Origin of the sequence: Streptomyces sp. NPDC014727 (assembly GCF_043083485.1) — a bacterium.
In the GTDB taxonomy this organism is placed as follows: domain Bacteria; phylum Actinomycetota; class Actinomycetes; order Streptomycetales; family Streptomycetaceae; genus Streptomyces.
Window position 1 is genome coordinate 56833 of record NZ_JBIBYR010000024.1, and the last position, 25133, is coordinate 81965.

The window sequence follows — 25133 nt, forward strand, 5'->3', positions numbered from 1 at the left end:
GGGCATCGGCAAGTAGACGAATTGTTGGAGCAGGCACTCTCGGCCTGTCGTTCACCCCGCGTCCCGGGGCATTCCTTCGACGACTTCCGCAAGTCGCCGCAGCATGCTGCGGTGCCGGAACTGCGCGAAGGATTCGAGAACTGTGTTGTGGAGACTCCCTCCCAGTCCGCGCAGCGGATGCTCGTCGAGAATGACCAAGGTCTTTTCGCCCCACGGCCGGACGTCGATCGCAATGCGCGCCGTACCCAACGGCCCCCCGTGCGCTTCGAGTTCCAGTGCACGCGGCGCGTCCAGGCGACGGACCGTCGTGTGTCCGCGAAACTCCTTCGGCCCCAGACGCACCGTGTATTCGATCGACGATCCGAGCTCCGGCCAACGTCCTTTGCCGGGGGCGGAGTCGCACGTCCCCACCACCCAGTCCGCATACCGACTCTCGTCCTCCAGTACCGCCCAGAGGACGTCCGGTTCCCGCGCGACGAGCTGATGACGTACAGCCATGTGTGCTCCCATCCGGGACGCTGAATTCCCGACCCTGGCAGCGACTTGCGGACCGACACCATATCCACGCAGAGCACAAGACACCCGAGCAGCCTGAGATCTGCTGGACATCTCAATGGCCGCGTGCAAGGGGGCCGGAACAAACAGCCCTACCAGTAATGCCGTCGACCGCCCACTGCATGCCCGACCGCACCCAGGATCCAGAGAACGATGCCGATCGCGACGAGCACGATACCAATCGTCCACAGGATCGATATGCCGGCCAGCAGGCCGATGACCAGCAGAATGACGCCGAGGATGATCATGGCGTCCTCCGTTCTCGCAGCTCTTCTCAGTATGCGCCTCACGCATACACACGGCGACGCAGGCCAGGCGATGGCCACAGGGGATCCAACAGCACGGCTGGTCGCGGACGTGGCCGAAACCCGTCAGCAGGACAATCTCAGTGCGCACCGCTGCTTCCACGCCAGCGCATATGCGCCCGAGCCCCACCCCAAGGAAAGAGTCCAGAAGTCATTGGAAACCATTGCTCGACCACCACCGGCCACCAACACCGGTCTGAAACTCGACAAGGTGTCGGTGTCGGTGTCAGACGGCATCGGCATCACCGTCACCGATGCCCAGATCGACGCCCAGGCCGGAGCCGTGCGGGGTGCCGCGGCGGGCGATCTCGGGCGTGATCCCACGTGCTCGGATGAGGCGCCGGTAATTGTCGAATTCGTAGCCGCGGTCGGCGAACAGCCGCCAGGGCCGCTGACGAGGCCGGCCACGCAGGCCACGTTCCCAACCACCAAGCCAATACACCGAGCTCATTCTGAAACGACCAGTAGTACTCCAACGGTAGATCGTGATCTTGCTGGGGGGCGTGTGGTCGAGAGTGCTCCAGTTGGTTGTGGCCGCGCTTCCGTGTTGACTACGACGTTCGATGTGGAGCGCTGACGGCAGAAGCCGTGGGTTTACGGGACATGGATCGAGAGAAGCATCCTGGACAACCTCGGGTTGGAATCGTGCCGACCGCGGGCGCGCGGCCGGATCGAGCCTCCGACGTCCACTGCTGCGTGGAGGCCAGACCCGCGCGGCACCGGCCGTCCTCTATCCGAGCGTGAGCATCGCCTCGGTGACCTCGCCGACCGCCGCATCGGGGATCGCAGTGGCGGCCTCCTTGAGGACGAGCAGCCGTGCCCCGGGGATCTCGCGCGCGATCGCCTCGCCGTTGCCGACGGGGAAGAACCGGTCGCGGCGGCCGTGGACGACGAGCGTGGGGACCTCGATCTCGGGCAGGCGCTCGCGCCAGCGGGGTTTGCAGTCGAGCCTGGAAAACACCATGCCCATTTGGTTGGCCATCTGGACCGGGGGTGCCGTGCCGGGCGTGCGGTCCCAGATGCGCGCAGCGATTGCGCGCGCGGCGACGGGCTCGTCGCCGAGGATCTCCGCGCCGGCGGCGGCGAACTCCGCAACCGCCTCGCGGTCGGTCCAATCGGGCATCGGACGTGCGAACAGCCGGCTCATCGTCGCCTCGTCATGGTCGGGGAGGTCATCGTCGGGCGGGCCGGGGGCAACCGCGCGGGTGCCGACCAGGGTGAGCGCCGAGAACGCGCTCGGATGGTCGAGCACGGCCACCTGGGCGACCATCCCGCCGACGCCGATCCCCGCGAGGTGCGCAGGCCCCCCGCCGAGCGCGTCAGCAAGGGCCGCCGCGTCGGCGGCGAGGCCGCGCAGGGTGTAGGCGGGCGCCTCCGGATCCGTTGTCGACTCCCCGCTGTCGCGCAGGTCGTAGCGCACCACACGGCGCCCGCCGGCGGCGAGGCGCTCGCACAGCGCGTCGGGCCAGGAGAGCATCGTCGTCCCGCCCGCGAGCAGGACGAGTGGCGCGTCATCGTCACCGAACGACTCGATGCCCAAGGCGATCCCATTGGCGTTGACAGTGGTCATCGGATCACCGGAAGACGTCGTAGGTCAGGTGCGTCGCGGTCGATGTCGAGAATACGCTCCGCTGCACCAGCGTGCGCGGCGCTTCGCCGGTGAACAGTGGTGTCCCGGCGCGCAGCACGATGGGCGCGAGGTGCAGCGTCAGCGCGTCGACCAGCCCGGCGTCGAGCGCCGAGCCGACCGTGGCGCCGCCGCCCATGAGGATGACGTCGAGGTCCTTGCCGCTGTCCGACGACGACGCCTCGGCTCGCTCGCGCGCGGCGGTGACGGCGTCGGGCAGACCGGTGGTGACGAACGTCCAGTCGAGGTTGGTTGTCCGCACCGACTCTGGCGGCGAGCTCGTCACGACGACGAACGCGGGCTTGCCGACCTCGCCGGCGCCGTAGCCGGACGTGTCGTCCCAGCCTTTCGGCCCGTCGACAACGTCGAAGAGGTGGCGGCCGAGGACGACGGCGCCCGAGCGGGCGGTCCCCTCGCGCAGGACCCGGCGGTCGTCGGGGTCGTCGGAAAACGCCCACGTGTGCAGGGCCTCGCCGCCTGTGCCCAGACCGTTGTCCGGGCTGGGGTCGGGCCCGGTGACGAAGCCGTCGAGAGAGACCGAAATATCAGCGATAATTTGAGTCATGCCAGGGCAGACCTGATCCGCCGTCCAAACTCATCGCTCACGCGTGAAGCGTGTGGCGGATGCGAACTCGATAGCACGACGCGCGAGGCGGCACGTCGGACGTACAGCGGACGATCGCCCCCGAGTACCTCAGAGGCGCATGTGCACAAGTCAAAGGGTATGGCCTCTTTGGTGCTCGGAATGGCCGGGTGAAGGGTTGTGGCCGCGCTTCCGTGATGACTACGACGTTCGACGTGGAGCGCGGCCACAACCAATTGGAGCGCTCAATACAGGTCGGCTGATTGACGTGTACGGCCACCGCTGATCATCGGTGTGTGAAGACTGAAGATCTTGTGGTGGCCGCAGGTCACAGCGTAGACCCTGCCCGCTGGCAGGAGGCGTTCGAGGTCCTGATGGGCCGGATAGCGGGCCGGTTCGCGCGGGTTGAGCCCCGGCGCCGGGTGAGGGACTTGGCGACGAGGACGCGGTGCTGGTGGTCGACGAGACCGGCGACGTGAAGAAGGGCACGCACACCCGTCGCCGTCCAGCGCCAGTACACCGGCACCGTCGGCACGATCGAAAACGCGCAGGTCGCGGTCTACCTCGTCTATGCGGGAGGGCGCGGGCACGCGGCGGTGGACCGGGAGCTGGACATCCCGCACTCGTGGACGTGCGACCCGGACCGCTGCCGGGCCGCGGGCCTCGGCGAGGACACCGTCTTCGCGACCAAGCCGGAACTGGCCGCCCGCATGATCGGCCGGTTCCTCAACGCCGGGCACCGCGTGGACTGGGTCGCAGGCGACGAGGTCTACGGCGGCAACCCGAAACTGCGGTCCGCATTGGAAGAGCGCGGGGCCGGCTACGTGCTCGCGGTCGCCTGCTCAGCCGAAGTCACCACCGGTGCGGGGAAGTTCCGCGCGGATGCCCTGGCCGCGAAGGTGCCCAGGCGGGCCTGCCCCGGACGGGCTGATCCCGCTCACCTGCAACGAGATCCAGCGCCTGTTCACGATGCTTGTCGTCCAGCCTGTGCACGACGTGGCCCACCGGCTCCTCTGGTCCGCCTGGCAACGTCGCCACCAGGCCCGAGCCCAGGCCAGCCATTTGAAGATCACGATCTACGGCTGGAGTATTAGGCCACGCGGCGGGCGCGGTGGCGGACTTCCCGGAGTCGTACCTCCGACGGGAGGCGGTCCAGGCCTGCCGAGTCCCGTGCGTGTGCGAGCGTTTCCCGGCTCAGTTGCCCGAGCGTCTGCGCTGGTTCCGCGTGAGGCTTCAGCTGCAGCCGCACTCGTGCGGCTGCAGCAGCACGCCGACCTGTCAGCCGCACATAAGCCCGCGAGACCCCGTCCAGGGCTTGCGCTTCTTCTTCGATCGCGCCCTCCAGCGCGCGGCCGTTGAGTCTGGCCGCAGTGTCGTCTTCGCTGCCAATGAGAACCTCGCCCAGCCGGTGTCTGCGCAGTTGCGCCAGAAGCCACCACAGCAGCAGCGCAAGAAGCACGGCGAGCGCGGCAATGACGGTCGGCCACCACCAGGCCTCCTCCTGCCACCGGGTGCGTCCCTCAGCGCCCAGCACCACATCGTCCGGACCTCGGAAGGGCCACCAGCCCGGCACGTCGAAATCCCAGCGGCGAGGCAGATCCAGCCCGCCCAGCAGCACGCCGCCGCCCAGGGCAAACAGTCCAAGGCCGATCAGCCCCAGCAGCACCCGGTTCACCGCCTTGAGCATCGGGACACCTCACCTCTTCTTCGGGCGCCGGACAAGCACAACCAACGTGGGTTGCCGGGCGAGACCCAAAGTCGTCACGGCTTCGCCCAGCGTGGCGTCCAGGTCTGCACGGACCTCATTGAGTTCGCGGAAGTGTGCGTGCGCGTGAACGTTGACCTTCCGGCGGCCGACATCGACCTGTACCGACTGGACACCGGACACGCGCATGGCCCTGTCGCGCAGAAGCAGGGCGGCTGCGCAGCGGTCGAGCCCGGCGCGGACCTCCCCTGTCCTGTGGATACCGGTGGGCTGCCGCATGGGCAGAAGCCTGCGCAGTCCCGGCGTCACCGCCAGCAGGAATAGCCACAGGCCGAGGGCCATCGCCACTGCGGCACCCACGATCATCCAGATGTCGTCCAGTGGCCGTGTGGCCAGTTCCTCGGCGAGCCGCCGACGCCAGCGCATCGCAGACCGGTCTGCCTGCACCGAGACCACGTCGTACAGGAGCAGACCGATGGCTGCGACGGAGAGCAGCGCCACAATGGTTGAGGGGATCCGCCGTGCGGACCAGAAGCGGCGCGCCGACCGGCCCGATTCATGGACCGCTCCTGTCGCGCCCGTGCCCCGGGGACCGCCTGCGGACGGCTGCCGCCCTGTGCCCGCGTTCATCTCACCCTCACCTGGTCTGCATGCCGCGAGTGCAGCCTCTCGACCGACACCGTGAGCTCGGACACGTCTATGCCAGCCCATGTCCTGAGCCGTTCGGTGACCTCGCGGCGCACCGCCGCGCACTGAGCCCCGATGTCGGACGGATAGCCCAGCTCCACGGCGATGCGCATCCGCGCTTCGCCGAGCACGACCGACCGGCTTTCGGCAGGAACGCGGCCCCGTCCTACGTCGTCCTGCTCCGGTGCCAGCCGCACGGACGCCGTTGCGCGTGGCATCTGGCGGCCGGGTGGTACGTGGCTGGCCGACTCGGTGAACCGGCCCAGCGCCTCGCGGGCCACGTGGGAAGCGATCTTCGCAACGACCCGGTCGGCGACGGCGATCGCGCCCCGCTCCCCGGCGGGAATGCCCGAACGACGATCGGCGTCGCTGGTCACTGCCGCCAGTCTCCCTGGGCCTGTCGCCGCTCAGCGCGGACCCCTTGATGGTCGTCACGGCGGCGGATGAAGTCACCCGGTTCGAGATCACCTTCCATCAAGCGCCCAGCGACAAGTCCGACGGCGCCCAGCACCAGCACCAGCAGGAAGGCCCAGAAGCCACCGAAGTACCCGGCGAAACCCAGCGCCATTCCGGCAATCAAGCCCACCACGGCCTTGCTCATCACGCGCTCCTTCACTCAAGCGGGCTGCCCCCCTTGGCTACCGGACCCGCTGCGCCTCTTCGTCTTCCTCGTCGGGCAGCTTCACATCGCTGACCGCGATGTTGACTTCCACGACTTCCAGGCCCGCCATCCGCTCCACCGCGGAGATCACGTTTTCGCGAACGTCACTGGCCACATCCGTGATCGAGACGCCGTAATCGACGACGATCTCCAGATCGATGGCCGCCTGCACCTCTCCCACCTCGACACTGACCCCGCGTGTGACGGATTTGCCACTACCGGCGCCGGGCATCCGCTCCCGCATCGATCCCATCGAGCGCGCGAATCCACTGCCCAGGGCATGGACGCCGAGCACGTCGCGTGCCGCCATTCCTGCGATCTTCTCCACCACCACGTCGGCGATGGTCGTCCGGCCTCGAGAGCCGGGCGCACCGCCGTGCTTTACGCCGGTGTTCTCAGTCATCGGGTCATTCCTCCCTGAAGGAACTCACCTGACACTCGCAAGGCAGATTATATTCGTTTTAGTGCATTTCGTCCGAGTATCGAATGGTGAGACGGGTGGTCAAGCAAGCGGCACGAGCGTCCCCGCCCGGAGCCCCTGCGGAATTGGGACGCAGTACGGAGGGAGAGAGCCGCGGCCATGGGAGAGGGTGAGAGACCGGTGAAAACTGCGGCGTGGATGCAGGCAGTACGGCGCCAGCTCGATCTGGGCCGGCTGCTCCCGCTCGGAGAACCCGACGATGGGACGTGGATTACCGAGCAAGCGGCTGTCCGGGCCCTCAGACCCACAGCCGCCGAGATACCCGGCGTTCGACTGGAGACACTGCGCATCGGACCTGCACCGCTCGAGCCCGTGTCCGAGCCGGCCGTCCGAGCGCCGGCCAGCGCGCTACCGCCTGGCCCCCTCAGGATCGAGGCCGCATTCACCGCATCCATGGGGCAGCCACTACCCCGAACCGCCGAGCAGTTGAGGAGAACACTGCTCAACGTGGCCGCTGAGCGGCTAGGCCTGGCCACCGTGGCAGTTGATCTGCGCGTCACGGATCTCCACGAGGGCCCGGAGAGAGGCACCAGGTCGCCGACCGAGAGGACCATGGGGCCCCCGCCGGAAGCCGCAGCCGCGCGAAGCTCGCTCCCGACGACCGGAACAGGACCCGAGCGGGGACTCATCGGGGAGCTGTCGGACGTCGTGGCGGCCGTTCCGGGCGTCGCACGCCTCACCGCCATGCTGGGAAGCCACCCGGTCAAAGTGGAGCAATATGACCATCCGCCCGGCTTGCACATCGAAATCCAGCTCGCGGTCACCCCCGGATGCCATCCGCTGGAAGTCGCCCGCGCCGTCCGGGCGGCGGTAGCCGACGCAGCCACCAGTAAGACCCCGGGCCCGGTAACCGCCGCCGTCCTCGTCACGGAAGCCACGGCCTATAGCCCCATCTATCACGAAGGTTGTTGACACGGACGCCTTGACCAAAAGCGGAGGCCTCCGGTGCGGTGGAGCTGTCCAGGAACACGCCACTTGGAGGTGCTGATAGAACATTCCCTCGCGGCCGCTTGCTTGGCGTGCCACCTTTCGGGATTTCCGTGAATTGCCGGGGTTCGTCAACCACGGCAGCGGTGGGAGCGGGGAGCCGGTGGCCGGCCTGCTGAGGCCGGGCAATGCGGGCAGCGACGCGGCCGCCGACCACTTCACCACGGCCCAACTCGCCCTGTCTCAGCTACCGAAGAAGTACCGGCGCGGACGCCGGACGCTGATTCGCGCCGACTCCGGAGGCGGAACCCGCGAGTTCACAGCCTGGCTCGCCCAGCGGGGAAGGTGGCTGTCGCACTCGGTCGGCATGACCATCACCGACGCCATCCACGCGGCAGCCCTCAAAGTACCGCCCACCGCCTGGACGGTGGCCGTCGAGACGGGCGCATATCGCCGACCGGCTGACCACCCCCGATGCCTGGCGGAGCGGACCTGCCCCAACACTGACGACGAAAGCGCGAAGTGTCAGATCGATGGACGTCAGGCTTGGGCCAGGGCGGCGTCCTCGGCGACGAGTCTCGTCGCCTGATCACGCGAGGGAGTTCGTTCGGACGACAGCAGAGCGCGTCGGCACTGCACGCTCGCTCTCAGCTGTCACGGTGGGCCCAAGGCCGCAACATCGCCGTCACACTCGATATGCCGCCCCGCCCCACTCTGGGCGCCTGGGCAGCCGCCGATCTTCACCAGGCGCCAGGGCGGGACACGTAGGCACCGGTCCGGCTGCATCAAACCCTGCACAGCCCAGCCGGCGTCACCCTCGCGGGCGGCAGGGCCGGCACCGCGGTACAGGCAGTCAGGCAGTCAGGCAGTCAGCCTTCCCTCGTCCGTGCCACTTCCTCGCGAAGGGCGCGGTCGTCCTGCGACCTGATGTCGCCAAGGCGTCCAGGTGGAGACAGAGGATCTGCGCCTGCACAGGTAAGCACGCGTCCGGCCTGCGCACGAAGGGCCCCTTTTGGCCCTGCTGACCAATTTGTCAGTGCTGCAGGCAGGGAGGACGATAACAAGGGGACAGAGCTCATGCGTGATCGGAGGAAACCGTGATCGTCATCGGAGGCGGCCTGCTGATTGCGGCGTTCTTGACCAAGACCACCATTCTGTGGGCGGTCGGGATCATTCTGATCGTGATCGGTGGTCCTGTTGCTGCTGGGCAGCCTGGGGCACGTGGACGGCGGACGACGGCATTACTGGTAGACACAGCCGCACCCCGCTCTACGACAACCGCCGCCCTGGGCGCTTGAACCGCCTGTGAGGCGTGAGCGGGGCGGCTGCATTGCGCGGGGGGCTCGGCTAACGAGCGGAGGACCCAATGTCCCCTATTGCCATCATCATCATTGCCGTCGTGTTCGTGCTTCTCTTGTGCACGGTGGCAGCGTGGATCGTCACCACGCGCCGCAGGAAGTTGCGGGAGCGCTTCGGCCCGGAGTACGAGCGGGCCGTGGAGGCCAAGGACGGCCGCCGGGCGGGCGAACGTGAACTGCGCGAGCGCGAGGAACGCCACGACGCGCTGGATATCAAGCCACTGCCCGCACCTGTCCGCGACCGCTACGCCCAGGACTGGACCCGAGTGCAGGAGCAGTTCGTCGACCGGCCCGACGACGCGGTTCACGAGGCGGACCGCCTCGTGACCACACTCATGAGCGAGCGTGGGTATCCGACCAAGGGATACGAGCAGCAGCTGAAGGACCTGTCGGTCGAGCACGGGCGCACGCTGGAGCACTACCGCGCCGCCCACGAGGTCAACGACCGCAGCAGCCGCCACCAGGCGACCACGGAGGAGCTGCGGGGCGCGATGGTGCACTACCGCGAGCTGTTCACGGAACTGCTCAACAACGGCGACCGGCCGCGCGAGAGCCAGGCGTGAGCCCGTCGCCGGCGACTTGAGGACGACGAGCTGTCCCAGTCGCAACAAGCGGCGGACGGAAGTGAAGAAATGCGCAACAACGACACCCCCCAGCGGGACGAGGGCGTTCTGTCCACGCAAGACCTGACCGGTGCCCGGCAGGGCGCCGGAGACGAGGCGCCGGGCTTGGCTGAGGCCTCCCCGAAGGACCCCGGGGATGCCACGGCCACCGACCGCGAGGGTCGGGAGGAAGGTGGCGGGCGAGCATCCGCCGGTGAACGCCGCGGAGCGGAACTGGTCGAGGAGAACGCACCCCTGCTCGGAGAGGAACAGGAGAAGTTCCGCTCCAGGTGGCAGACGATCCAGGGCGAGTTCGTCGACGACCCCAAGAACGCCGTCAACGCGGCCGACCAGCTTGTCGCCGAGACGATGCAGGCCTTGGCCACGACGTTCTCCGAGCACAAGCGAGGTCTCGAAGGCCAGTGGCGTCGCGGTGAGGGGGTGGCGACCGAGGATCTGCGCGTTGCGCTTCAGCGCTATCGCTCGTTCTTCAACCGCTTGCTCAGCACCTGACCAACTCCGCCGCCACGTCCGCAGACCGCTGACCGCTGACCGCTGACCGCCACCTTCCTGAAGCACTGGCAGATCACTCACACAAAGGACGGCTGACCAATCACCAAGAGGTCGCGCACAAAGCCGAATCCCGGGGCCGCTGCCGAGCGGGCGGCGACCCGGGCTGGGACACCGCGGCGGACCGGGATGAGACCGCTCATCACCGGTCGAACCGCCGCTTTGCTCCAGGCCATCCACGAACTACTGTCGGCGCATCACGCATCGCCTGACCCGACAGGGCGTCGAGTGCTCCACCATGGTCGGGCTCAGGTGGGGCTGTGGCACGCGGCTGGGTTGTGTTGGCAGAGCCGCGCGAGGCAGCCTGAGATGCGGTCAGCCCAGGCCGTATATCATGAAGTGGCGCGTCGTGAATGTGGCGCGGGCAGCGTGTCGCCTCCGATTCCGGAGAAGGAACATGGCCGCAGGCGAAGAGCACGAGACGCAGCGCGTCCGGCGTCCGTCCAGCAAGCAGAGCGCCAAGAAAACCGGCGTTGGACCGGCCGGCAGCCGAACCAGCGAAGCGAAGCGCACGGCCCGCCGGGTTTCGGGCCCGCGGGCTATGCGGTACGCGACTGAGCAGCTCCAGGAGCTTTTGGGGCGGGCCCCCGAGTCCGTCTCGGCAGTGAAGCCGACGGAGGACGGCTGGCTGGCGGACGTGGAAGTGCTGGAACTGGAACGTGTCCCCATGACCACCAGCGTGATGGCGACTTATCGGGTGACGCTGGACGAGGAGGGCGAACTCGTGGCGTACGAGCGTACCCGTCGCTACACCCGAGGGCAGACCGACCAGCGTAGCTAGGGTCTGCGGCTGCCACCGCAGCGCCGTTCGCAAGACGACCGGAGAGCACGCCCGGAGCCAGGCGTGAGCCCCTGAGAGGAGGCACCATGACTGTGGTGCCGCAAGGCGGAGGAACCATTTCCAGGGGCGGCGGAGGAGGGTCCGGGAACCTCTACGACATCCTCGATCTGATTCTGGACCGTGGCCTGGTCATCGACGTGTTTGTGCGTGTGTCGCTGGTGGGCATCGAGATCCTCAAGGTCGACGCCCGCATCGTCGCGGCGAGCGTGGACACCTACCTGCGCTTCGCAGAGGCATGTAACCGCCTCGACCTGGAGGAGGGCCGCAAGGCGCCCTCCGAGCTGACCGACCTGGTCGGCGAGGTGACCGAAGGCGGAGCACATGGCAAGGCCGAGGAAGCCCTCAGCGGGGCCGCAGAGGTGGTGACCGACGCCCTCAAGAGACGCCATGAGAACGACGAGGAGCCCGAGGAGAGGCGGGAGCGGCCGAGGCCTCGGCCTGCCGCCCGGCGCCGGAAGGAGTGAGCCATGGCCGTATACGTCTACTCCATTGTCGCGACAACCCATCCGCAGCGTCTGGCCGACCTCGACGGGGTGGGGGACCCGCCTTCGACCCTCCGCACAGTGCACACCAAAAAGCTGTCCGCGGTCGTCAGCGACGCCCCCGAGGAGCTACGGCCCAAACGCCGTGACCTCGGCGCGCACCAGGCCGTCCAGGAGCGACTGATGGCCGACGGCACGGTTCTGCCGCTGCAGTTCGGCCTCACCACCACGGACGACGACGCCGTCCGAGCGGTGCTGGAGGATCGTACGGACGAGTTCACCGAACGGTTGCGTACGCTCGAAGGCTGCGTCGAATACCACCTGAAGGCCGCCCAGGACGAGGATGCGATGCTGCGGCAGATCCTTCAGGACTCCGACGAGGCGCGCGGGCTCAACGAGGAGATCAGAAGCGGCAACGGCAGCCCGGAACTGCCGCTCGCCCTCGGGGAACTGGTCTCCCAGGAAGTGCAGGCGCGGCAGGATCAGCTCGCCGCCGAAGTCCTCGATGCGCTGCGCGGATTCGCGCGGGAGGAACGCTCGTCGCAGCCGACCGGGAACGACTTCCTGAGCGTGTCCTTCCTGGTGGAGCGGGACAACGAGAAGAGCTTCCTCAGTGCGGAGCAGGGTCTCGCCAAGGAGCTGGGTGAGGACTTCAACCTCCGACTGCTCGGCCCGCTGCCCGCCTACAGCTTCGTCTGAGGGATCCTCATGGGACTGTTGACCCAACTCGCCACTTTGCCACTGGTGCCGGTGCGCGGCGCGGCGTGGGTCATCGAGCGCGTCGTCGTGACCGCGGAGAACGAGTACTACGACCCGCACCCGTCGAGCGGGAACTCGCCGAGCTCGAGCAGGCGCTGACGGCAGGAGACATCGACGAGGAAACCTTCGACCGGCGCGAGGACGAACTCCTGGACCGACTGGACGAGATCAGGGCCCATGTCCAGGAGACCGATACCTGATCGCGGCAGCCGCCGCGGAGACGGAGTGCCGCCACGCGCTCTCGTCGCAACGCCGGGACACCCGGGATAGAGGTGCAGCGCCGTGAACCAACCCGTCGCCAGGAGGATGGGCGACTTCCCGTCCAGGACCGGCCCCTACGCCGGTCAGGGCTCCTCGGCCAATCTCGCCGACATCCTGGAGCGGGTCCTGGACAAGGGCATCGTCATCGCGGGCGATATCCAGATCAACCTGCTGGACATCGAACTGCTCACCATCAAGCTGCGCCTGCTGGTCGCATCGGTGGACAAGGCGAAGGAGATGGGCATCGACTGGTGGGAGCATGATCCTTCGCTGTCCTCACGCGCCAACGACGGCTACCGCTCACTCGCCCAGGAGAACAAGCGGCTGCGCGCTGAGATCGAGACCATGCGCGAGGGCGGTGAGCTGCCCCCGGGCGACGACGAGGAGAGCCGCCCTGCGGCCCGCCGCCGCACCGCACGCACATCACGTACCAAACGGGCCGAGCCGCAGAAGCGGGATGAGTCATGACCGAGGTCATCACCTACGCCTACGCCGTGGCGCGGGACACTGACGGAGTGCTGGAAGAGGAGCTGTCCGGGCTCCCCGGAGTAGCGGACGCGCCGGTGCATCTGGTGCACACAGGACACTGCGGTGACGTGGTGGTCGCGGTCAGCCCGGTGCCCGCACAAGACTTCCAGGAAGCCGCGCTGCGCGCGCACCTCGAGGACCTGGACTGGCTGGAGTCGGTCGCCCGCGCACATCACCGGGTGATCGAGGCGCTGGCCGCGCGCACCACCGTCCTGCCGCTCCGGCTGGCCACCGTGTACCTCGACGACGAGCGGGTGGGGCAGATGCTCGATGCCTGCCGGGAGGCGTTCGCCGAGCGGCTGTCCGACCTGGCCGCACAGGTGGAATGGGGCGTCAAGATCTACGTCGAAGCGCCCTCGGCCACCGAAAGCCCGGCAAAGCCGTCCGCAGATCCGGCCTTGACCCCCGGACGTGCCTATCTCAGCCACCGCAGAGCCCAGCGCCACGCCCGCGACGACGCCTACCGCGACGCCGAACAGGCGGCCCGGCGTGTCGAGGACGCGGCCCGAAAAGTGGCCGTTGACCGGGTCCAGCACCGGACCCAGCAAGGTGCACTCGCCCGCGGTCCGGGAGAGAACGTCGTCAATGACGCCTACCTCGTGCCACTGGCGCACTCCGAACAATTCCGGACCGACGTCATGCAGGCCGCCGAGGAACTTCCAGGGGTACGCATCGAGGTCACCGGACCCTGGGCGCCCTACTCCTTCGCCACGCCCGCCGAAGCCGAACCGTTGAAGAGAGCGGCGCCGTGAGTGCGGACGGCGGGCCGTCGGCCGCGGCAGAAGGGCGGCCACGACAGATGAAACCCGCCGGCCCGGCCGCCGCTTCGACGAAGTCGCCGACGCGGCGGCCACCGCGCGCACCGTGAACAAGGAGCGGGCGCGCTCCGGCGAGCCGAAGACCTCCGGCAAGGTGGTCACTCAAGCCAGAAGGTCCGCCTCACAACGTGGTGGCGGACGGTCCCACAGCGGTTCGCAAGGGCCGACGAAGGATCAGCTGAACGAGGAGGCGAAGAGTCGCAACATCGACGGCCGCTCCTCGATGAACAAGCAGCAATTTCGGAATGCCCTGGGTCGCTGATACGTCACTACGTGGTGCACCCGGCGCCGGGCAGCCGTACGTGGACCGTGCCGTCGCTGTCCACGCTCACCTGGAAGGACGGCTGCGGTGCGGTAGCCGGCCCACGTACGTTCGCGCCGTCCGACAGTCGAAAGACACTGCCGTGCCAGGGGCATTCCACGCAGCCGTCGACGATCTTCCCGTCCGACAGGGGCCCTGACAGGTGGCTGCACCGATCGGCGAGGACATGAATGCGGCCGCCCGGCTGACGGAACACCAGCAAAGGCACTTCACCCAACTGCCGCCGCACGGCCTCACCGACCGGGAAGTCCTCCACTCTGCCGACCGTATGCCAGCCCTCTTCCAACAGACGCCGGACCGCTGCCGCCTTGTTGGCACCTGCGGCTTGGCGATAGGCGAGATGGCCACCGAGCATCCCGCCGGTACCGGCCATACACAGCCCCGCAAAACCGAGCGCCTTGCCCAATGCCGTACGGCCCCGGCCACGATGCACCCAAGATCCCGTGTAGAGCCCGATGGCTGCGGCGATCGACGCCGCGTGCACCAGACCGGTACGCATCTGGTCCTCGTGCTGCTCAGCCCAGTCCACCCAGCCGGCCAACGCAGCCGGCGCGGCCCCCAGGACGCCCACGCCTACCAAGATGCGGGCACTGCGCCGGGTGCCTGGCACTACGTCCAGCACCGCGGCGGAAAACCACGCGCCCATCGGAACCTGCACCAGCGCGGGGTGCAGGGGATGACCGATCGGCAGACCGTGCAGTACATCGCGACAGCGCCCCAGAGGCACGCCGCGCACCATCCGCCGCACGGGGCTGATCACCACATCAAGCTTCTCCAGGCGCCCCAGCGCGTCGAGGGACCTCAGAAAGAGGTCTTCGGCACGGGCGGCCGCCACTGTCACCCTGCCGCTGCTCGGAACGAGAACGGCGAATTTCGTATACCCCGCTGGAAGCCGCATGGTGAGCGGTTTGCCATGTGCGGCCGATTCCCAAACAAGCGTCAGCTCCGCTCCACTCTGGTGGCTGCAGGCGTCTCCACGGAGGAATCCACGGAGCCGCAGGACAGAGGACAACCCGGCGGCCCTGAATACATCTGCAGGGATCCGCAGGTAGGAGCTGTGTATCCGGCTCGACTGTCTCCCGCAGCCCGGACACGCCGCCCCAGTCCGCGGCGCGGAATTGGCGGCCACACCGGAGTCGTCGTGACTCCGCGGAGCCCGAAGCCCTGGCGGAGTTCAACGTGTCACTGCTCAATGCGGAAATCCAGGCGGTGAGCGATCCTGATTTTGTGGACTTGTCAGCCACAACCGCGTACACCTGGCGATCCGCCGGGGCCACGGCTACGCCCCTCCCAGCCTGCCGCGGCCAGACGACGTCCAGCAGGCCCATCTTCGGATACTCGTCACGCACGGTGATCTGGACGAGGCGGAACGAGAAGCGGCGAGTCCCGGGGCAATGCCGATGGACGCGAAGGCCGGCGGTGGGCGCGCGGCGTACGCTTTTACGCCGACCCCGCCGGGCACTCCTTCTCCCTCGCGGTGCCCCCACGGAACGAGCCGGCGGGCCGAGGAGAGGAAGCCCCCCATGAAGTTGCCGGACACCAGAGGTGAGGTATCCGCCGCCCTGATCGAAGCGCTCGGCCGGGAACCGGGTCGGCGCAGGCTGCCGGACACGTCCCTGACGGCGGGCGCCGACCCGTACGGCGACGACCTCCAGCTCGCCCTGTACCTCTGCTACGAGTTGCACTACCGCGGCTTCGACGGGGTGGACGGTGCCTGGGAGTGGGATCCGGAACTGCTCAGGGTGCGTGCCGCGCTGGAGCGCGGGTTCCTGGCGGCTCTGCGCGCTGACGTGCCGGTGGCCGAAGATGTCGGCAGCGCGCTGGAGGAAGCCGTTCTGGAACCGGTGGACGCCGAAGGCGTGTCGTACTTCCTGCGGGACGAGGGCGAGCTGTGGCATCTGCGCGAGTACGCCGCCCACCGCTCGCTGTACCACCTCAAGGAGGCCGACCCGCACGTGTGGGTGATTCCACGCCTGACGGGCCGGGCCAAGGCAGGAATGGCCACAGTGGAGTACGACGAATTCGGAGCGGGACGGGCGGAACAGATCCACTCGAAGCTGTTCGCCGATCTGATGGCGGACCTCCACCTGGACACCTCGTACGGGCGCTACCTCGAAGCCGGATCGCGGCAGATGCTCGCGACCGTCAACCTCATGTCACTCTTCGGACTCCACCGCTCACACCGTGGTGCGCTGATCGGTCACTTCGCTTCAGTGGAGATCACTTCATCACCGGGGTCCAGGCGCCTCGCTGAGGCATTGGAGCGAGCCGGTGCCGGGCCTGCGGCGGTCCACTTCTATGCGGAGCATGTGGAGGCCGACGCCGTGCATGAGCAACTCATGCGACATGAGGTCGTCGCCGGTCTGCTTCAGGAGGAGCCGGATCTGGCACCAGACGTCGCCTTCGGTATCGCGGCCACCGGATGGTTGGAAGACAGGTTCGGGGAGCAGTTGCTCGGCGCCTGGCGGCGCGGTGAGTCCTCACTCCGTGTGCCGCTCTGAGGCCGGCGATGGGGCTTTCGGCCTCTTCCGACCGCGGTGGCTCGTGTCGCACCAAGGGAAGATGCGGCTCCGTCGGCAGGTGCACAGTGCGACAACAGGACGGTCCGAGCGAGCAAGGGTGCCGTCCTCCTGGACCACTTCAACGGGCCCATCCACGAGCATGGGTCCGCCCGGCTCCTGCCTGACGCGCCGTGCAGCTGCCCGAGGTGTGGTCTCCGGTTCAGTACGGCTGTTCTGCACGGATCACCACCAGCTCCTCTTTCTCCTGGCCAGGCTCGATCAGGCCCTGCGTCTCCAGCCAGTCGGCCCGTTCACGCAGGACAGGCCCGAAGGGTACGAACCGGCGGTCGGTCACGGTGACGTCCAGACCGGCTTCAGCCAGTCGCGCTACGGTGATCACTGGGCCGCTCAGCGCGGAGTGGACCGCGAGCAGCACACCCCCAGGGCGCAGCAGAGCGGGGACCTTCGCACAGAGCCGGTCGATCACTCCCCGGCCGTCGATCCCCGCCTCCCAGGCGCGAGCAGTACCGCGACGAGGCAATCGGACGTTCGCGGACGGTACGTAGGGCGGGTTCGCCAGCACCAGGTCGAACCTCAGGCCGGTCACAGGCTCCGTCAGGTCACCGCGGCTGGCCCGGATAGCCCGCGCATGCCCGGACAGCAGTGCGTTCACTCGTGCCGTGAGCACCGCCGCGGCCGACGTGTCGATGGCGATCACGTGGGCGGCGCCGTGTCGGGCGGCGGCGATCGCCACCGCGCCGGTACCGGTACCCACGTCGAGCACCTCCGCTCCGGGTGACAGACGTTCGCGCCGCAGAGCGGATATCAGCATGGCGGTGTCTTCCTGTGGCGCGTAGACACCCGGAGGCTGGAGGAACTTCACTGTCGCGACCGGCTCTCAAAGATCATGCAGGGCGGGCAGCAGGGCCTTCTCCGCCCAGTCGAGGAACGGCTGCTGATGGTCACCACCGACCTGGACCAGGGCGATCTCCGTGAAACCCGCCTCTGCATAGGGACGCACGGCCTCGACGAAGGTACCGACGTCGTCACCGCACGGGATCGAATCCGTGATGTCATCCGGGCGCACGAACTGGGAGGCCCCGGCGAATCCGGCCGGCCCGGGCAGCTCTGCGTTGACCTTCCAGCTGCCGAGCGACCAGCGGAACTGGTCGTGCGCCCGTGCGACCGCCGCATCCCGGTCTGTGTCATAGCAGACGGGCAGCTGGCCGACTCGCGGCTTGCCCGTACCGCCGTGTCGGTCGAAAGCGTCCAGCAGGTCGCTCTCGGGCTCGGTGGCAATGACGAGATCGCCGAGTCGGCCGGCGATCTCGCAAGACCGCTCCCCCGATACCGCGATCCCGATCGCCGGCAGCTCGTCCGGCAGGTCCCAGAGCTTGGCGTTCTCCACGTCGAAATGTGTGCCGTGATGGCTCACGTCACGGCCACCGAAGAGAGCGCGAATGACTTCCACGGCTTCTTCCAGCATCTCCAACCGAACGTGTGCGGCGGGCCAGCCCGCGCCCACCACATGCTCGTTGAGGTTCTCACCGGAGCCGAGACCGAGTCGGAACCGCCCCCGGGAGAGCATCTGCATCGTCGCGGCCTTCTGAGCGACCACCGCAGGGTGGTATCGCACGGTCGGGCATGTCACGTACGTCATCAACGGGATCCGCGATGTGGCCTGTGCGGCCGCGCCGAGCACGCTCCATGCGTACGGGGCGTGCCCCTGGGAGTCCAGCCACGGAAAGAAGTGGTCCGAAGTGACGGAGAAGTCGAAGCCGGCGCGCTCGGCGCCCACCGCGTGCTCGACGAGTTCACGCGGACCGGCCTGCTCGGTCATCATCGTGTATCCGACCAGCACCATGGGACACTCCTAGCCGAGCCTTCGGCTCCGCACACGAGCTGTCCGACTCCGGGAATCCCGGGTCATGGGGCGAGACCGCTCGCCTCGGGCCCAAAGGCTCACCTGCCTCCACGGGAGACAGGATGAAAACAGGGTGCGGGGCTCAGCCTCGGCGATCCGGTGTTGCCGATACGTTCACCGAGCAACGAAACCTGACGCCTGGTGTCGGCCGCGCGGCCGGCACCAGGCCGCCCTCCGGCCGTGAAACCCGGATGCGGTCGCCCAGGGTTCGGTCGCCCAGGGTGCGCGGCCCGCAACGCAGGTCTTACCGTCCGGACTTCTTCAGCCGCTCAGCCGCCTTTGCCGCGGTCTCCTGGGCCTTGGCCGTCATTTGCTCGCCGCGGCCCTCCGCCTGCAGGCCCTTGTCGTCCATGGCATCGCCGACGGTTTCCTTCAGCTTGCCCTTGACCTGCTTGGCCTTCGCCTTTGCCTTACCCATGACGATTCTGTCCTTCACTGGGGAGGGGTGACGTATCCACCTTGCGACGATCATTCCGGGGCCGCAATCGGTGAGGTATCGCGCTCATGAGCAACCGGAAAGAAGGGCCGCGGGAGCGACACCCTCCGCTCAGTCGGGCGGCTCGGGGACCGGACGGGAACCGGGCCCCGGCGCCGGGGACGGCTCCGTGTCCGGCTGGGGTTCGGGTTCGCCGGGACCTGGTTCGGACGGCGGCTGCGGGTCGTGCGGCACCGGGTCCGGCCGACTGGGGACCGGCCCGGGACCCTCGGGGGAAGGTTCTGTGGTCATTGCTCTCGTCCTTTCTCGCATCGCTGCTTCGCACCATCCCGGCGGTCCCACCGCAAGTTGTGAGCGAGGTCGCTTCGGAAATGGTCCGTGACAACGATGCAGGGTCCTGGCGCCGCAGTCGGCATCTCACACGGGGACAGAGACCATCAGCAAAGGAATTGGGCAGCTATCCGCAAATGGGACACAAGGCCCTCACATGGCCACGGTGCATGCTCCTGCCTGCTCGCCCCTTCGTCCTGCACGGTGGCGGAGATGTCCCAGCGCGGCAGCGAGAGCAGCGGCCCCGCTGTGAAGGAACTGTCGACTGCATGCGTCGGTCTTCGTCACGGGCGTCGAACGCGCCCGTCGAACGCGCCCTCCCCCACCATGCTTCCACCGCGCCCCGAAGTTCGCCCGGTGCGCGTCGCTGTGTCCACTCAAGCTGCCCGTGGCTTCCCGCTTCGGCCGCCCGCTGTACGCTCGCCGCCGGAGGCGCCGAGCGTGCATGATGGGCGGGGTCGTATCCACTTCGCAAGACAACTTCATGATTTCCACGCCCAGCCCGTCCCGGCCCCTGGCACCATCCCGGTGGGTCCGGCCCGCCTTCCCCTCGGTCGCGGGGTGCCGGCTGCGGACCGTGAGGGCAATCGTTTCGAAATCGGGGAAGGGCAGCTGATCGCCGACGGGAGTCCTGGCGCGCACACCGACCGTGACGGCTGGAACTGCGGGCGGGAGACATGTTCGAGGCCGCCATCTTCTACGGCGAGGTACTCGAGTGGCCCTGCGCCCGGCCCGGCTGCTGCGAGGTCTGCTACGAGCACGGCGGCGTCGCGCTCCGGGGCGTCGGAAGCGTGGCAGCCTGGATCGTACCGGCCGGTGCGGCGCTGAGCGGTGAGCGGACCAGTCCGCGCTGGAATGTTTACTTCCCCGTACCGAATGCCGGCACGGCTCCGGCGCGGCGCAGGTCCGATCGGTCCACGCGGGCCGGGAGGCCTGGCGAGGCCGCATAAGCGCGAACATTCGGGGAACCCACGGCAGCGAACCACTTCCGACAGACCATTCCAACCAGAAAGGACCCTGGGAATGTCTGACAACGACGTGAGTGTGCGGAAGGTGCTGGCAATCGTCACGAACTACGGCGTCGAGCAGGATGAAATCCTGGTTCCCCTCGAACACCTGCGTGGCTGGGGCGCCGATGTGGACGTCGCTGCCGTGTCGGCGGACGACATTCAGACCCTGGTCGGCGACAAGGCTCCCGGAAAACCCATCCGCCCCGAACTTACTTTGAGCGACGTCGACCCTGCCGATTACGATCTACTGCTCGTGCCAGGTGGCACGTTGAACGCCGATGCGCTGCGCCAGGAGGGTTCGACGACGGAGATCGTCCGCTCCTTCACGTCGTCGGGGCGCCCCGTAGCCGCCATCTGCCACGGCCCCTGGGCCTTGGTCGAGGCAGGTGTCATCGAAGGCAAGAGGCTCACTTCTTACCCCTCGTTGAGGACAGACATCGGCAATGCCGGGGGTGAATGGGCCGACGAGCCGGTCATCAAGGACGACTCTCACGGCTGGACCCTCATCACCTCGCGCAACCCAGGTGATCTGGAGCCATTCCTCCAAGAGATCGATGCAGCGCTCGCCGTAAGTGCTCACTGAACGCGACCGGTCCTGCCGTTACGCGGCTTCCGGCTTACGGGTAAGGACTCGTGGACGCCACGACGCAGCACCCCGTGGCTTTCGGGGAAGGGGGCGGAATCGAGTGTCCGGCGGCGCGTGCCCTCGAAGCCTGCCTCAGAAGAACCCGACGCCGGCGCGACGGTCACTTCCCAGGACGAAGACCGGTCGCCGGTGGACAGGCCGGAAGGTGGCCACTGAACGTCGGGGCTCCCGCACTGAAAAGCATGAGGGATCACATCTGCGGTTGCCTGCAGTACCTGGAGAACTGCTCGACATGCCGGGACCGGCGCGATGGCGATCGCCGCCGCCCGCCACGACGCTGCCCGACGTGATCGCCATCGACACGTCGGCCGCGGCGGTGCTCACACAAGCTCAGGGCTCAGTCCGATCCCGTCGGCCCCGTTTGAGTGATTCACCGGTCATGGAAGCCTGTACGGCCGGTGAGTCCCGTGTCGGCGGCGATGATCAGGTGAGCGAACGCTTCTGGGGCGATGGTGGACGCCTCACGAAGGTGAACGACTGACGGCCGGTCAGACCAAGAGGGGAAGGCGTCCGTGCCGCAGGTCGCGGTGGGTGGGGCGGTCGAGCCCGCCTACGACATCGCCGGCGACAGCTTCGACTACGCCCTCAACGACAACGTCCTGCACGCGGCCGTGATCGACGCGATGGGCCACGGTCTGGACGCCGCCACGATGGCGACCGTCGCCGTCGGCGCCTACCGGCATGCCAGACGCGCCGGCATCAGCCTGGCCGAGAAGTACCTGTACATGGACCAGGCCATCGCCGAACAGTTCGGGCCCGAACATTTCGTCACCGCACAGATGATGAATCTGGACATCACCACCGGGCTGTTCAAATGGGTCAATGCGGGCCACCCCGTACCGCTGCTGATCCGGCAAAGACAGGTTGTCCAACGGCTGGAGAGCCCGTCCACTCTGCCAGTCGGCCTCGGTGGTGAATGCCCTTCCATCAGCCGGCTCCAGCTCCGACGTGGCGATCGGGTGCTGTGCTACACCGACGGTGTGATCGAGGAACGTGACGCAGCCGGCCAACCGTTCGGCGAGGAACGGCTCATCCGTTGCGTAAACCGAGTTGAACACGTGGAAGGAGGCATGCGGGCGGAGGCGCTTCGGCTCTCCCAGGCCCTGAAACAGGAACGCGGCGGGCGCACCAGTGATGACGCGACCGTCTTCGTGATCGAATGGCGCGGGGACGCCGCCGACCACCTCGCCTCTCTGCACGGGTGAAGATCTTCTCAAGCAACGGCATTGTGTGGAGAGTCGCGATCACCGTGGTCGGCGGGTACCCGCCTGTGCCATCGGCGGGTGGCAGGCGGCAGGTAGTCATCAACGGCGGGACCGAGCTCTTCGTTCGCCACCTCGTGCAGAGGGTGGTATGGCGCCTACCGCTTCACTGGATGCCCGTCGCTGCGTTTCCTTGCGGCCGTCTTCCTGATGTCCGTGCCCACCCGGCGGCCTCCGCCTCCGCTCACTCGGGACCCCCACTCACACATCGTCACCCGCAGCACTTCTCCGGCTTGCGTCGGTCTGGTGGGTCGTTGCTGTGGCGCGTGCGTCGGGACCGTCGGCCGACTCCCGGCGCGTGAGGACCTGCGAGGCCACGCGCAGGCAGGTCACGCGGAGCTGCGCGTGGCGATCCTCGGGCGGGCGATCTCGGCGAGGCCGGGGTCGAGCTCCTCGCCCGCGAGGAGCCGTTCGATGGAGGACGCGACCGCGGCCGCACCTTCGACGGGGTCCAGGTAGGTCGTGGTGAGGGCCGGGCGGAGAGCGGCGCCGAGCGGGTGGTTGTCGGTGCCGATGACGGCGATGTCCTCCGGTACGCGAAGGCCCGCGTCGGTGAGGGCCTGGATAAGGACGAGCCCGAACTCGTCGTTGTACGTGTACACGGCGTCCGGCCTTCGCCCGGGGTCGCGCCAGAGGTCGATCGTCGCCGCGAGACTGTCGGTCGTGAGTGCGCAGTCGACCCGCTGGACTGGGACGCCCGCTCTTCCCGCGACGGTCGTCACGGCGTCGAAGCGGTCGCGGGCGAGCTCGGCGATGTCCCCGCCGGGGACGAGGCAGGCGAGCCGGCGGTGGCCTCGGTCCAGGAGGTACTGGGCGGCGAGTTCGGCCACCGACACGCCGTCCACGATGATCGTCGGCGCGTAGGGCAGGGGGCGGCGGGCTTCGAGGAGTACGTGGTCGACGCCTGCCCGGCGGAGGAGCGCCACCGCCTCCTCGGGGCATCGGTCGGCAGCGACGAGTACGGCGGCGGGGCGGTGTTCGGCCCACAGGCGCGCCCCGGTAAACCCGCTCGCCTCGCGATCGCCGTGGATGAGCAGGGTCAGCCCGCGCGCGGTCAGTTCGCGGTCGAGGATCTCCAGGTAGGTGGTGCGGGCGGGGGCGAGTGGGAGGCGAGGCATCGGGAGCAGCACGATGTTGCTGCGGCCCGCCCGGAGCATCCTGGCCGAGGCATGTGGGGTGTAGCCGAGTTCCCGCACGGCGGCGAGGACCCGGCGCCGGGTCTCGTCGCTGATGGGCCGGTCCCGGTCGTCGTTCAGGACCGACGACACGGTCGTGCGGGAGACCCCGGCGAGGCGGGCGACATCGGCGCTCGTCGGGCGGCGCTGGGCGGGGCTCACGTCCGGTCGGCTCCTGTTCGTCACGGCGGGCGGCACACAGTCGGTCGAGGCAGCATCGGACGGCCACCCGACCGGACACGTGTCCATCACGTGTCCGTCATCTTACGAGGCGAGAAAAGAAATCACACCTACTCCTCTTGTTCGGGTCGCCGTAGACGTGCCAGTGTGGCGCGCACATCGAGGTGGACACGTGTCCACTCATGGCGGGGCTGCCATCGGGCTTGTGTCTCCCTTCCGTGCTGTCCGAGCCCTGCCCCCGCCCTGATCCCAGCCGAGCAACGGAGGTGTCCGCATGGGCACGGTCGAACCCGCAACGCCCGCCACCGGCGGCGTGGCCGCTGCCGCGAGTCCCGGGCTGGCGGCGGAGCAGCCGCGCGTCGGTGTCGGATTCGTCACCGCTCTGGCCGGTGCCTACTTCGGCGCCTGGCTGGCGCTGCTGCCCGCCATCCAGATCACGCTCGCGCTGCGGGTCCAGCAGATCGCGCCCCACGACAAGGCGGCGGTGCTGTCCCTCGTGCTTGCTGTCGGCGCCGTCGTCGCGCTGCTCGGCCAGAACATCTTCGGACTGCTGTCGGACCGGACGACGAGCCGCTTCGGCATGCGACGGCCGTGGATCGCCCTCGGCGCCGTCTCCGGCGCCATCAGCCTCGTCCTGCTCGCCACCGCGGCGAACACGGGGATGCTCGTCTTCGCCTGGGCCCTGACCCAGCTGACGTTCAACATCCTGCTGGCCGGGCTCAACCCCGTCATCCCCGACCAGGTACCCCCGTCCCAGCTCGGCCGGGTCACCGCCCTGGCAGGTCTGACCACCCAACTGGGCGTGGCAGGCGGAGCCTTCCTCGTCCAGGCGCTGCTGCCCAACCTGACCGCGGCCCTCCTGCTCCCCGCCCTGCTGTGCCTGGTGGGCGCCGGTGTCCTGCTGTGGGTCCTGCCGGACCGGCGTCTCGCACGCGCCGAGCGCCCGCCACTGACGTGGCGTACCTGGCTGCGGGCCTACTGGGTCAGCCCCCGCCGGGCGCCCGACTTCGCGTGGGCCTGGCTGTCCCGCTTCCTGGTCGGGTTCGGCAACGTGACCCTCAGCAGCTACCAGACGTACTTCCTCATGGACCGCTTCGGGTACGACGAGGACGCCATCGGAGGCGTCGTCTTCAAGGTCCTGCTGCTCAACGCCGTGTGCGTGGTCCTGGCCAGCGTGGTCTTCGGGGCGGTGTCGGACCGGATGCGCCGACGCAAGCCGTTCGTCCTCCTCTCGGCGGTCGTGCTCGCCCTCGCCCACGTGATGGCTGCGTTCGCCCCGTCCCTCGGCTGGTATCTGGCGGCGACCGCGGTCGCGGGGATCGCCGGCGGCTGCTATCTCGCCGTCGACCTGGCCCTGGTCGCCGAGGTGCTGCCGTCGCGCGCCGACACGGGCAAGGACATGAGCGTGTTCCATCTGGCCCAGGTGCTCCCGCAGTCGGTGGCCCCCGCGGTTGCCCCGCTGTTCCTCGCCATCGGCAGCGGCGAGAACTACGCGGCCTTCTTCCTCGCCGGAGCGGCCATCGGCCTCATCGGGGCCCTGTGCAACCAGCGCATCCGGTCCGTCCGCTGAGCCCCCGTCTCCCCGTTCTCCCTGTTC

At 68.3% G+C, this 25133-nt stretch carries 27 protein-coding genes and 6 pseudogenes; 17 read left to right on the top strand and 16 right to left on the bottom strand.

Annotated features, from left to right (window positions below; translation table 11 throughout):
- Positions 1–51 precede the first annotated feature (51 nt).
- The 5 genes and pseudogenes from ACF1B9_RS29140 to ACF1B9_RS29160 form a co-directional block, all read right to left on the bottom strand.
- Positions 52–498 carry an SRPBCC family protein gene (locus ACF1B9_RS29140; protein WP_391745482.1) on the bottom strand — a complete coding sequence of 149 codons (447 nt, stop codon included), beginning with the start codon at positions 496–498 and terminating at the stop codon, positions 52–54.
- A 149-nt stretch (positions 499–647) separates the two neighbouring features.
- Positions 648–803 carry a DUF6131 family protein gene (locus tag ACF1B9_RS29145; RefSeq protein WP_391745480.1) on the bottom strand — a complete coding sequence of 52 codons (156 nt, stop codon included), beginning with the start codon at positions 801–803 and terminating at the stop codon, positions 648–650.
- A 325-nt stretch (positions 804–1128) separates the two neighbouring features.
- Positions 1129–1278 (bottom strand): annotated as a pseudogene (locus ACF1B9_RS29150) (IS5/IS1182 family transposase); the annotation flags it as partial.
- Between the two features lie 312 nt (positions 1279–1590).
- Positions 1591–2430 carry an alpha/beta fold hydrolase gene (locus ACF1B9_RS29155; protein ID WP_391745478.1) on the bottom strand — a complete coding sequence of 280 codons (840 nt, stop codon included), beginning with the start codon at positions 2428–2430 and terminating at the stop codon, positions 1591–1593.
- A gap of 4 nt (positions 2431–2434) precedes the next feature.
- Positions 2435–3052, bottom strand: coding sequence for a dihydrofolate reductase family protein (locus tag ACF1B9_RS29160; RefSeq protein WP_391745476.1), 618 nt, complete (start codon positions 3050–3052; stop codon positions 2435–2437).
- Positions 3053–3444: 392 nt separating this feature from the next.
- On the opposite strand from ACF1B9_RS29160, the pseudogene ACF1B9_RS29165 reads away from it, so the two are divergent.
- A pseudogene (locus ACF1B9_RS29165) lies at positions 3445–4138 on the top strand (transposase); the annotation flags it as partial.
- Between the two features lie 22 nt (positions 4139–4160).
- On the opposite strand, the gene amaP reads toward ACF1B9_RS29165, so the two are convergent.
- The 5 genes from amaP to ACF1B9_RS29190 are packed head-to-tail and all read right to left on the bottom strand — an operon-like array spanning position 4161 to position 6526.
- Positions 4161–4757 (bottom strand): alkaline shock response membrane anchor protein AmaP, encoded by a 597-nt coding sequence (gene amaP / locus ACF1B9_RS29170; RefSeq protein ID WP_391745475.1) that lies wholly within the window; start codon positions 4755–4757, stop codon positions 4161–4163.
- 9 nt (positions 4758–4766) lie between these two features.
- Positions 4767–5405: a DUF6286 domain-containing protein gene (locus tag ACF1B9_RS29175; protein WP_391745473.1), complete on the bottom strand. Its 639-nt coding sequence runs from the start codon at positions 5403–5405 to the stop codon at positions 4767–4769.
- The gene (locus ACF1B9_RS29180; protein WP_391745472.1) at positions 5402–5839 is read right to left on the bottom strand and encodes an Asp23/Gls24 family envelope stress response protein; all 438 of its coding nucleotides are present in this window, start codon (positions 5837–5839) and stop codon (positions 5402–5404) included. The genes ACF1B9_RS29175 and ACF1B9_RS29180 overlap by 4 nt, the downstream gene beginning before the upstream one ends.
- The gene (locus tag ACF1B9_RS29185) at positions 5836–6063 is read right to left on the bottom strand and encodes a hypothetical protein (RefSeq protein ID WP_391745471.1); all 228 of its coding nucleotides are present in this window, start codon (positions 6061–6063) and stop codon (positions 5836–5838) included. The genes ACF1B9_RS29180 and ACF1B9_RS29185 overlap by 4 nt, the downstream gene beginning before the upstream one ends.
- Positions 6064–6100: 37 nt before the next feature.
- Positions 6101–6526, bottom strand: coding sequence for an Asp23/Gls24 family envelope stress response protein (locus ACF1B9_RS29190; protein ID WP_391745470.1), 426 nt, complete (start codon positions 6524–6526; stop codon positions 6101–6103).
- A gap of 177 nt (positions 6527–6703) precedes the next feature.
- Between ACF1B9_RS29190 and ACF1B9_RS29195 the strand changes: the two genes are divergently transcribed.
- The 11 genes and pseudogenes from ACF1B9_RS29195 to ACF1B9_RS29245 all read left to right on the top strand — a co-directional run.
- A complete protein-coding gene (locus tag ACF1B9_RS29195; protein ID WP_391745469.1) occupies positions 6704–7516 on the top strand; it encodes a hypothetical protein in 813 nt (270 codons plus the stop codon).
- A 133-nt stretch (positions 7517–7649) separates the two neighbouring features.
- Positions 7650–7973: pseudogene (locus ACF1B9_RS29200) on the top strand (transposase); the annotation flags it as partial.
- Between the two features lie 924 nt (positions 7974–8897).
- Positions 8898–9452, top strand: coding sequence for a hypothetical protein (locus tag ACF1B9_RS29205; RefSeq protein ID WP_391745467.1), 555 nt, complete (start codon positions 8898–8900; stop codon positions 9450–9452).
- 69 nt (positions 9453–9521) lie between these two features.
- Positions 9522–10004, top strand: coding sequence for a hypothetical protein (locus ACF1B9_RS29210; RefSeq protein ID WP_391745465.1), 483 nt, complete (start codon positions 9522–9524; stop codon positions 10002–10004).
- Between the two features lie 454 nt (positions 10005–10458).
- On the top strand, positions 10459–10842 hold the full coding sequence (locus ACF1B9_RS29215; protein ID WP_391745463.1) for a gas vesicle protein: 384 nt from the start codon (positions 10459–10461) through the stop codon (positions 10840–10842).
- Between the two features lie 86 nt (positions 10843–10928).
- Positions 10929–11366, top strand: coding sequence for a gas vesicle protein GvpJ (gene gvpJ, locus ACF1B9_RS29220; RefSeq protein WP_391745462.1), 438 nt, complete (start codon positions 10929–10931; stop codon positions 11364–11366).
- A 3-nt stretch (positions 11367–11369) separates the two neighbouring features.
- Positions 11370–12083, top strand: a complete 714-nt coding sequence (locus ACF1B9_RS29225; protein ID WP_391745461.1) for a GvpL/GvpF family gas vesicle protein — start codon at positions 11370–11372, stop codon at positions 12081–12083.
- 9 nt (positions 12084–12092) lie between these two features.
- Positions 12093–12343, top strand: a pseudogene (locus ACF1B9_RS29230) (gas vesicle protein GvpG).
- A gap of 106 nt (positions 12344–12449) precedes the next feature.
- Positions 12450–12872: a gas vesicle protein gene (locus ACF1B9_RS29235; protein ID WP_391745553.1), complete on the top strand. Its 423-nt coding sequence runs from the start codon at positions 12450–12452 to the stop codon at positions 12870–12872.
- Positions 12869–13684, top strand: coding sequence for a GvpL/GvpF family gas vesicle protein (locus ACF1B9_RS29240; protein ID WP_391745459.1), 816 nt, complete (start codon positions 12869–12871; stop codon positions 13682–13684). The genes ACF1B9_RS29235 and ACF1B9_RS29240 overlap by 4 nt, the downstream gene beginning before the upstream one ends.
- A 103-nt stretch (positions 13685–13787) precedes the next feature.
- Positions 13788–14012: pseudogene (locus ACF1B9_RS29245) on the top strand (plasmid stabilization protein); the annotation flags it as partial.
- 7 nt (positions 14013–14019) lie between these two features.
- Here the strand turns inward: ACF1B9_RS29245 and ACF1B9_RS29250 are convergent.
- Positions 14020–14913 (bottom strand): Rieske 2Fe-2S domain-containing protein, encoded by an 894-nt coding sequence (locus tag ACF1B9_RS29250; protein ID WP_391745457.1) that lies wholly within the window; start codon positions 14911–14913, stop codon positions 14020–14022.
- A gap of 682 nt (positions 14914–15595) precedes the next feature.
- On the opposite strand from ACF1B9_RS29250, the gene ACF1B9_RS29255 reads away from it, so the two are divergent.
- A complete protein-coding gene (locus ACF1B9_RS29255) occupies positions 15596–16573 on the top strand; it encodes an iron-containing redox enzyme family protein (RefSeq protein WP_391745455.1) in 978 nt (325 codons plus the stop codon).
- Here ACF1B9_RS29255 and ACF1B9_RS29260 read toward each other — a convergent pair.
- From ACF1B9_RS29260 to ACF1B9_RS29275, 4 genes are all read right to left on the bottom strand, one after another.
- On the bottom strand, positions 16553–16735 hold the full coding sequence (locus tag ACF1B9_RS29260) for a CDGSH iron-sulfur domain-containing protein (protein ID WP_391745453.1): 183 nt from the start codon (positions 16733–16735) through the stop codon (positions 16553–16555). The two genes, ACF1B9_RS29255 and ACF1B9_RS29260, sit on opposite strands and share 21 nt — an antisense overlap.
- 58 nt (positions 16736–16793) lie before the next feature.
- Positions 16794–17456 (bottom strand): HemK2/MTQ2 family protein methyltransferase, encoded by a 663-nt coding sequence (locus ACF1B9_RS29265; protein ID WP_391745452.1) that lies wholly within the window; start codon positions 17454–17456, stop codon positions 16794–16796.
- A gap of 15 nt (positions 17457–17471) precedes the next feature.
- The gene (locus ACF1B9_RS29270; protein WP_391745451.1) at positions 17472–18437 is read right to left on the bottom strand and encodes an LLM class F420-dependent oxidoreductase; all 966 of its coding nucleotides are present in this window, start codon (positions 18435–18437) and stop codon (positions 17472–17474) included.
- A gap of 304 nt (positions 18438–18741) precedes the next feature.
- Positions 18742–18915, bottom strand: coding sequence for a CsbD family protein (locus ACF1B9_RS29275; RefSeq protein WP_391745449.1), 174 nt, complete (start codon positions 18913–18915; stop codon positions 18742–18744).
- A 1371-nt stretch (positions 18916–20286) separates the two neighbouring features.
- Between ACF1B9_RS29275 and ACF1B9_RS29280 the strand changes: the two genes are divergently transcribed.
- The 3 genes and pseudogenes from ACF1B9_RS29280 to ACF1B9_RS29290 all read left to right on the top strand — a co-directional run.
- Positions 20287–20856, top strand: a complete 570-nt coding sequence (locus tag ACF1B9_RS29280; protein WP_391745448.1) for a DJ-1/PfpI/YhbO family deglycase/protease — start codon at positions 20287–20289, stop codon at positions 20854–20856.
- Between the two features lie 349 nt (positions 20857–21205).
- Positions 21206–21400 (top strand): hypothetical protein, encoded by a 195-nt coding sequence (locus ACF1B9_RS29285; protein ID WP_391745447.1) that lies wholly within the window; start codon positions 21206–21208, stop codon positions 21398–21400.
- Positions 21401–21428: 28 nt separating this feature from the next.
- Positions 21429–22124: pseudogene (locus ACF1B9_RS29290) on the top strand (PP2C family protein-serine/threonine phosphatase); the annotation flags it as partial.
- Between the two features lie 386 nt (positions 22125–22510).
- On the opposite strand, the gene ACF1B9_RS29295 reads toward ACF1B9_RS29290, so the two are convergent.
- Positions 22511–23518 carry a LacI family DNA-binding transcriptional regulator gene (locus ACF1B9_RS29295; protein WP_391745445.1) on the bottom strand — a complete coding sequence of 336 codons (1008 nt, stop codon included), beginning with the start codon at positions 23516–23518 and terminating at the stop codon, positions 22511–22513.
- A gap of 292 nt (positions 23519–23810) precedes the next feature.
- Between ACF1B9_RS29295 and ACF1B9_RS29300 the strand changes: the two genes are divergently transcribed.
- On the top strand, positions 23811–25106 hold the full coding sequence (locus ACF1B9_RS29300) for an MFS transporter (protein ID WP_391745444.1): 1296 nt from the start codon (positions 23811–23813) through the stop codon (positions 25104–25106).
- Positions 25107–25133: the final 27 nt, after the last annotated feature.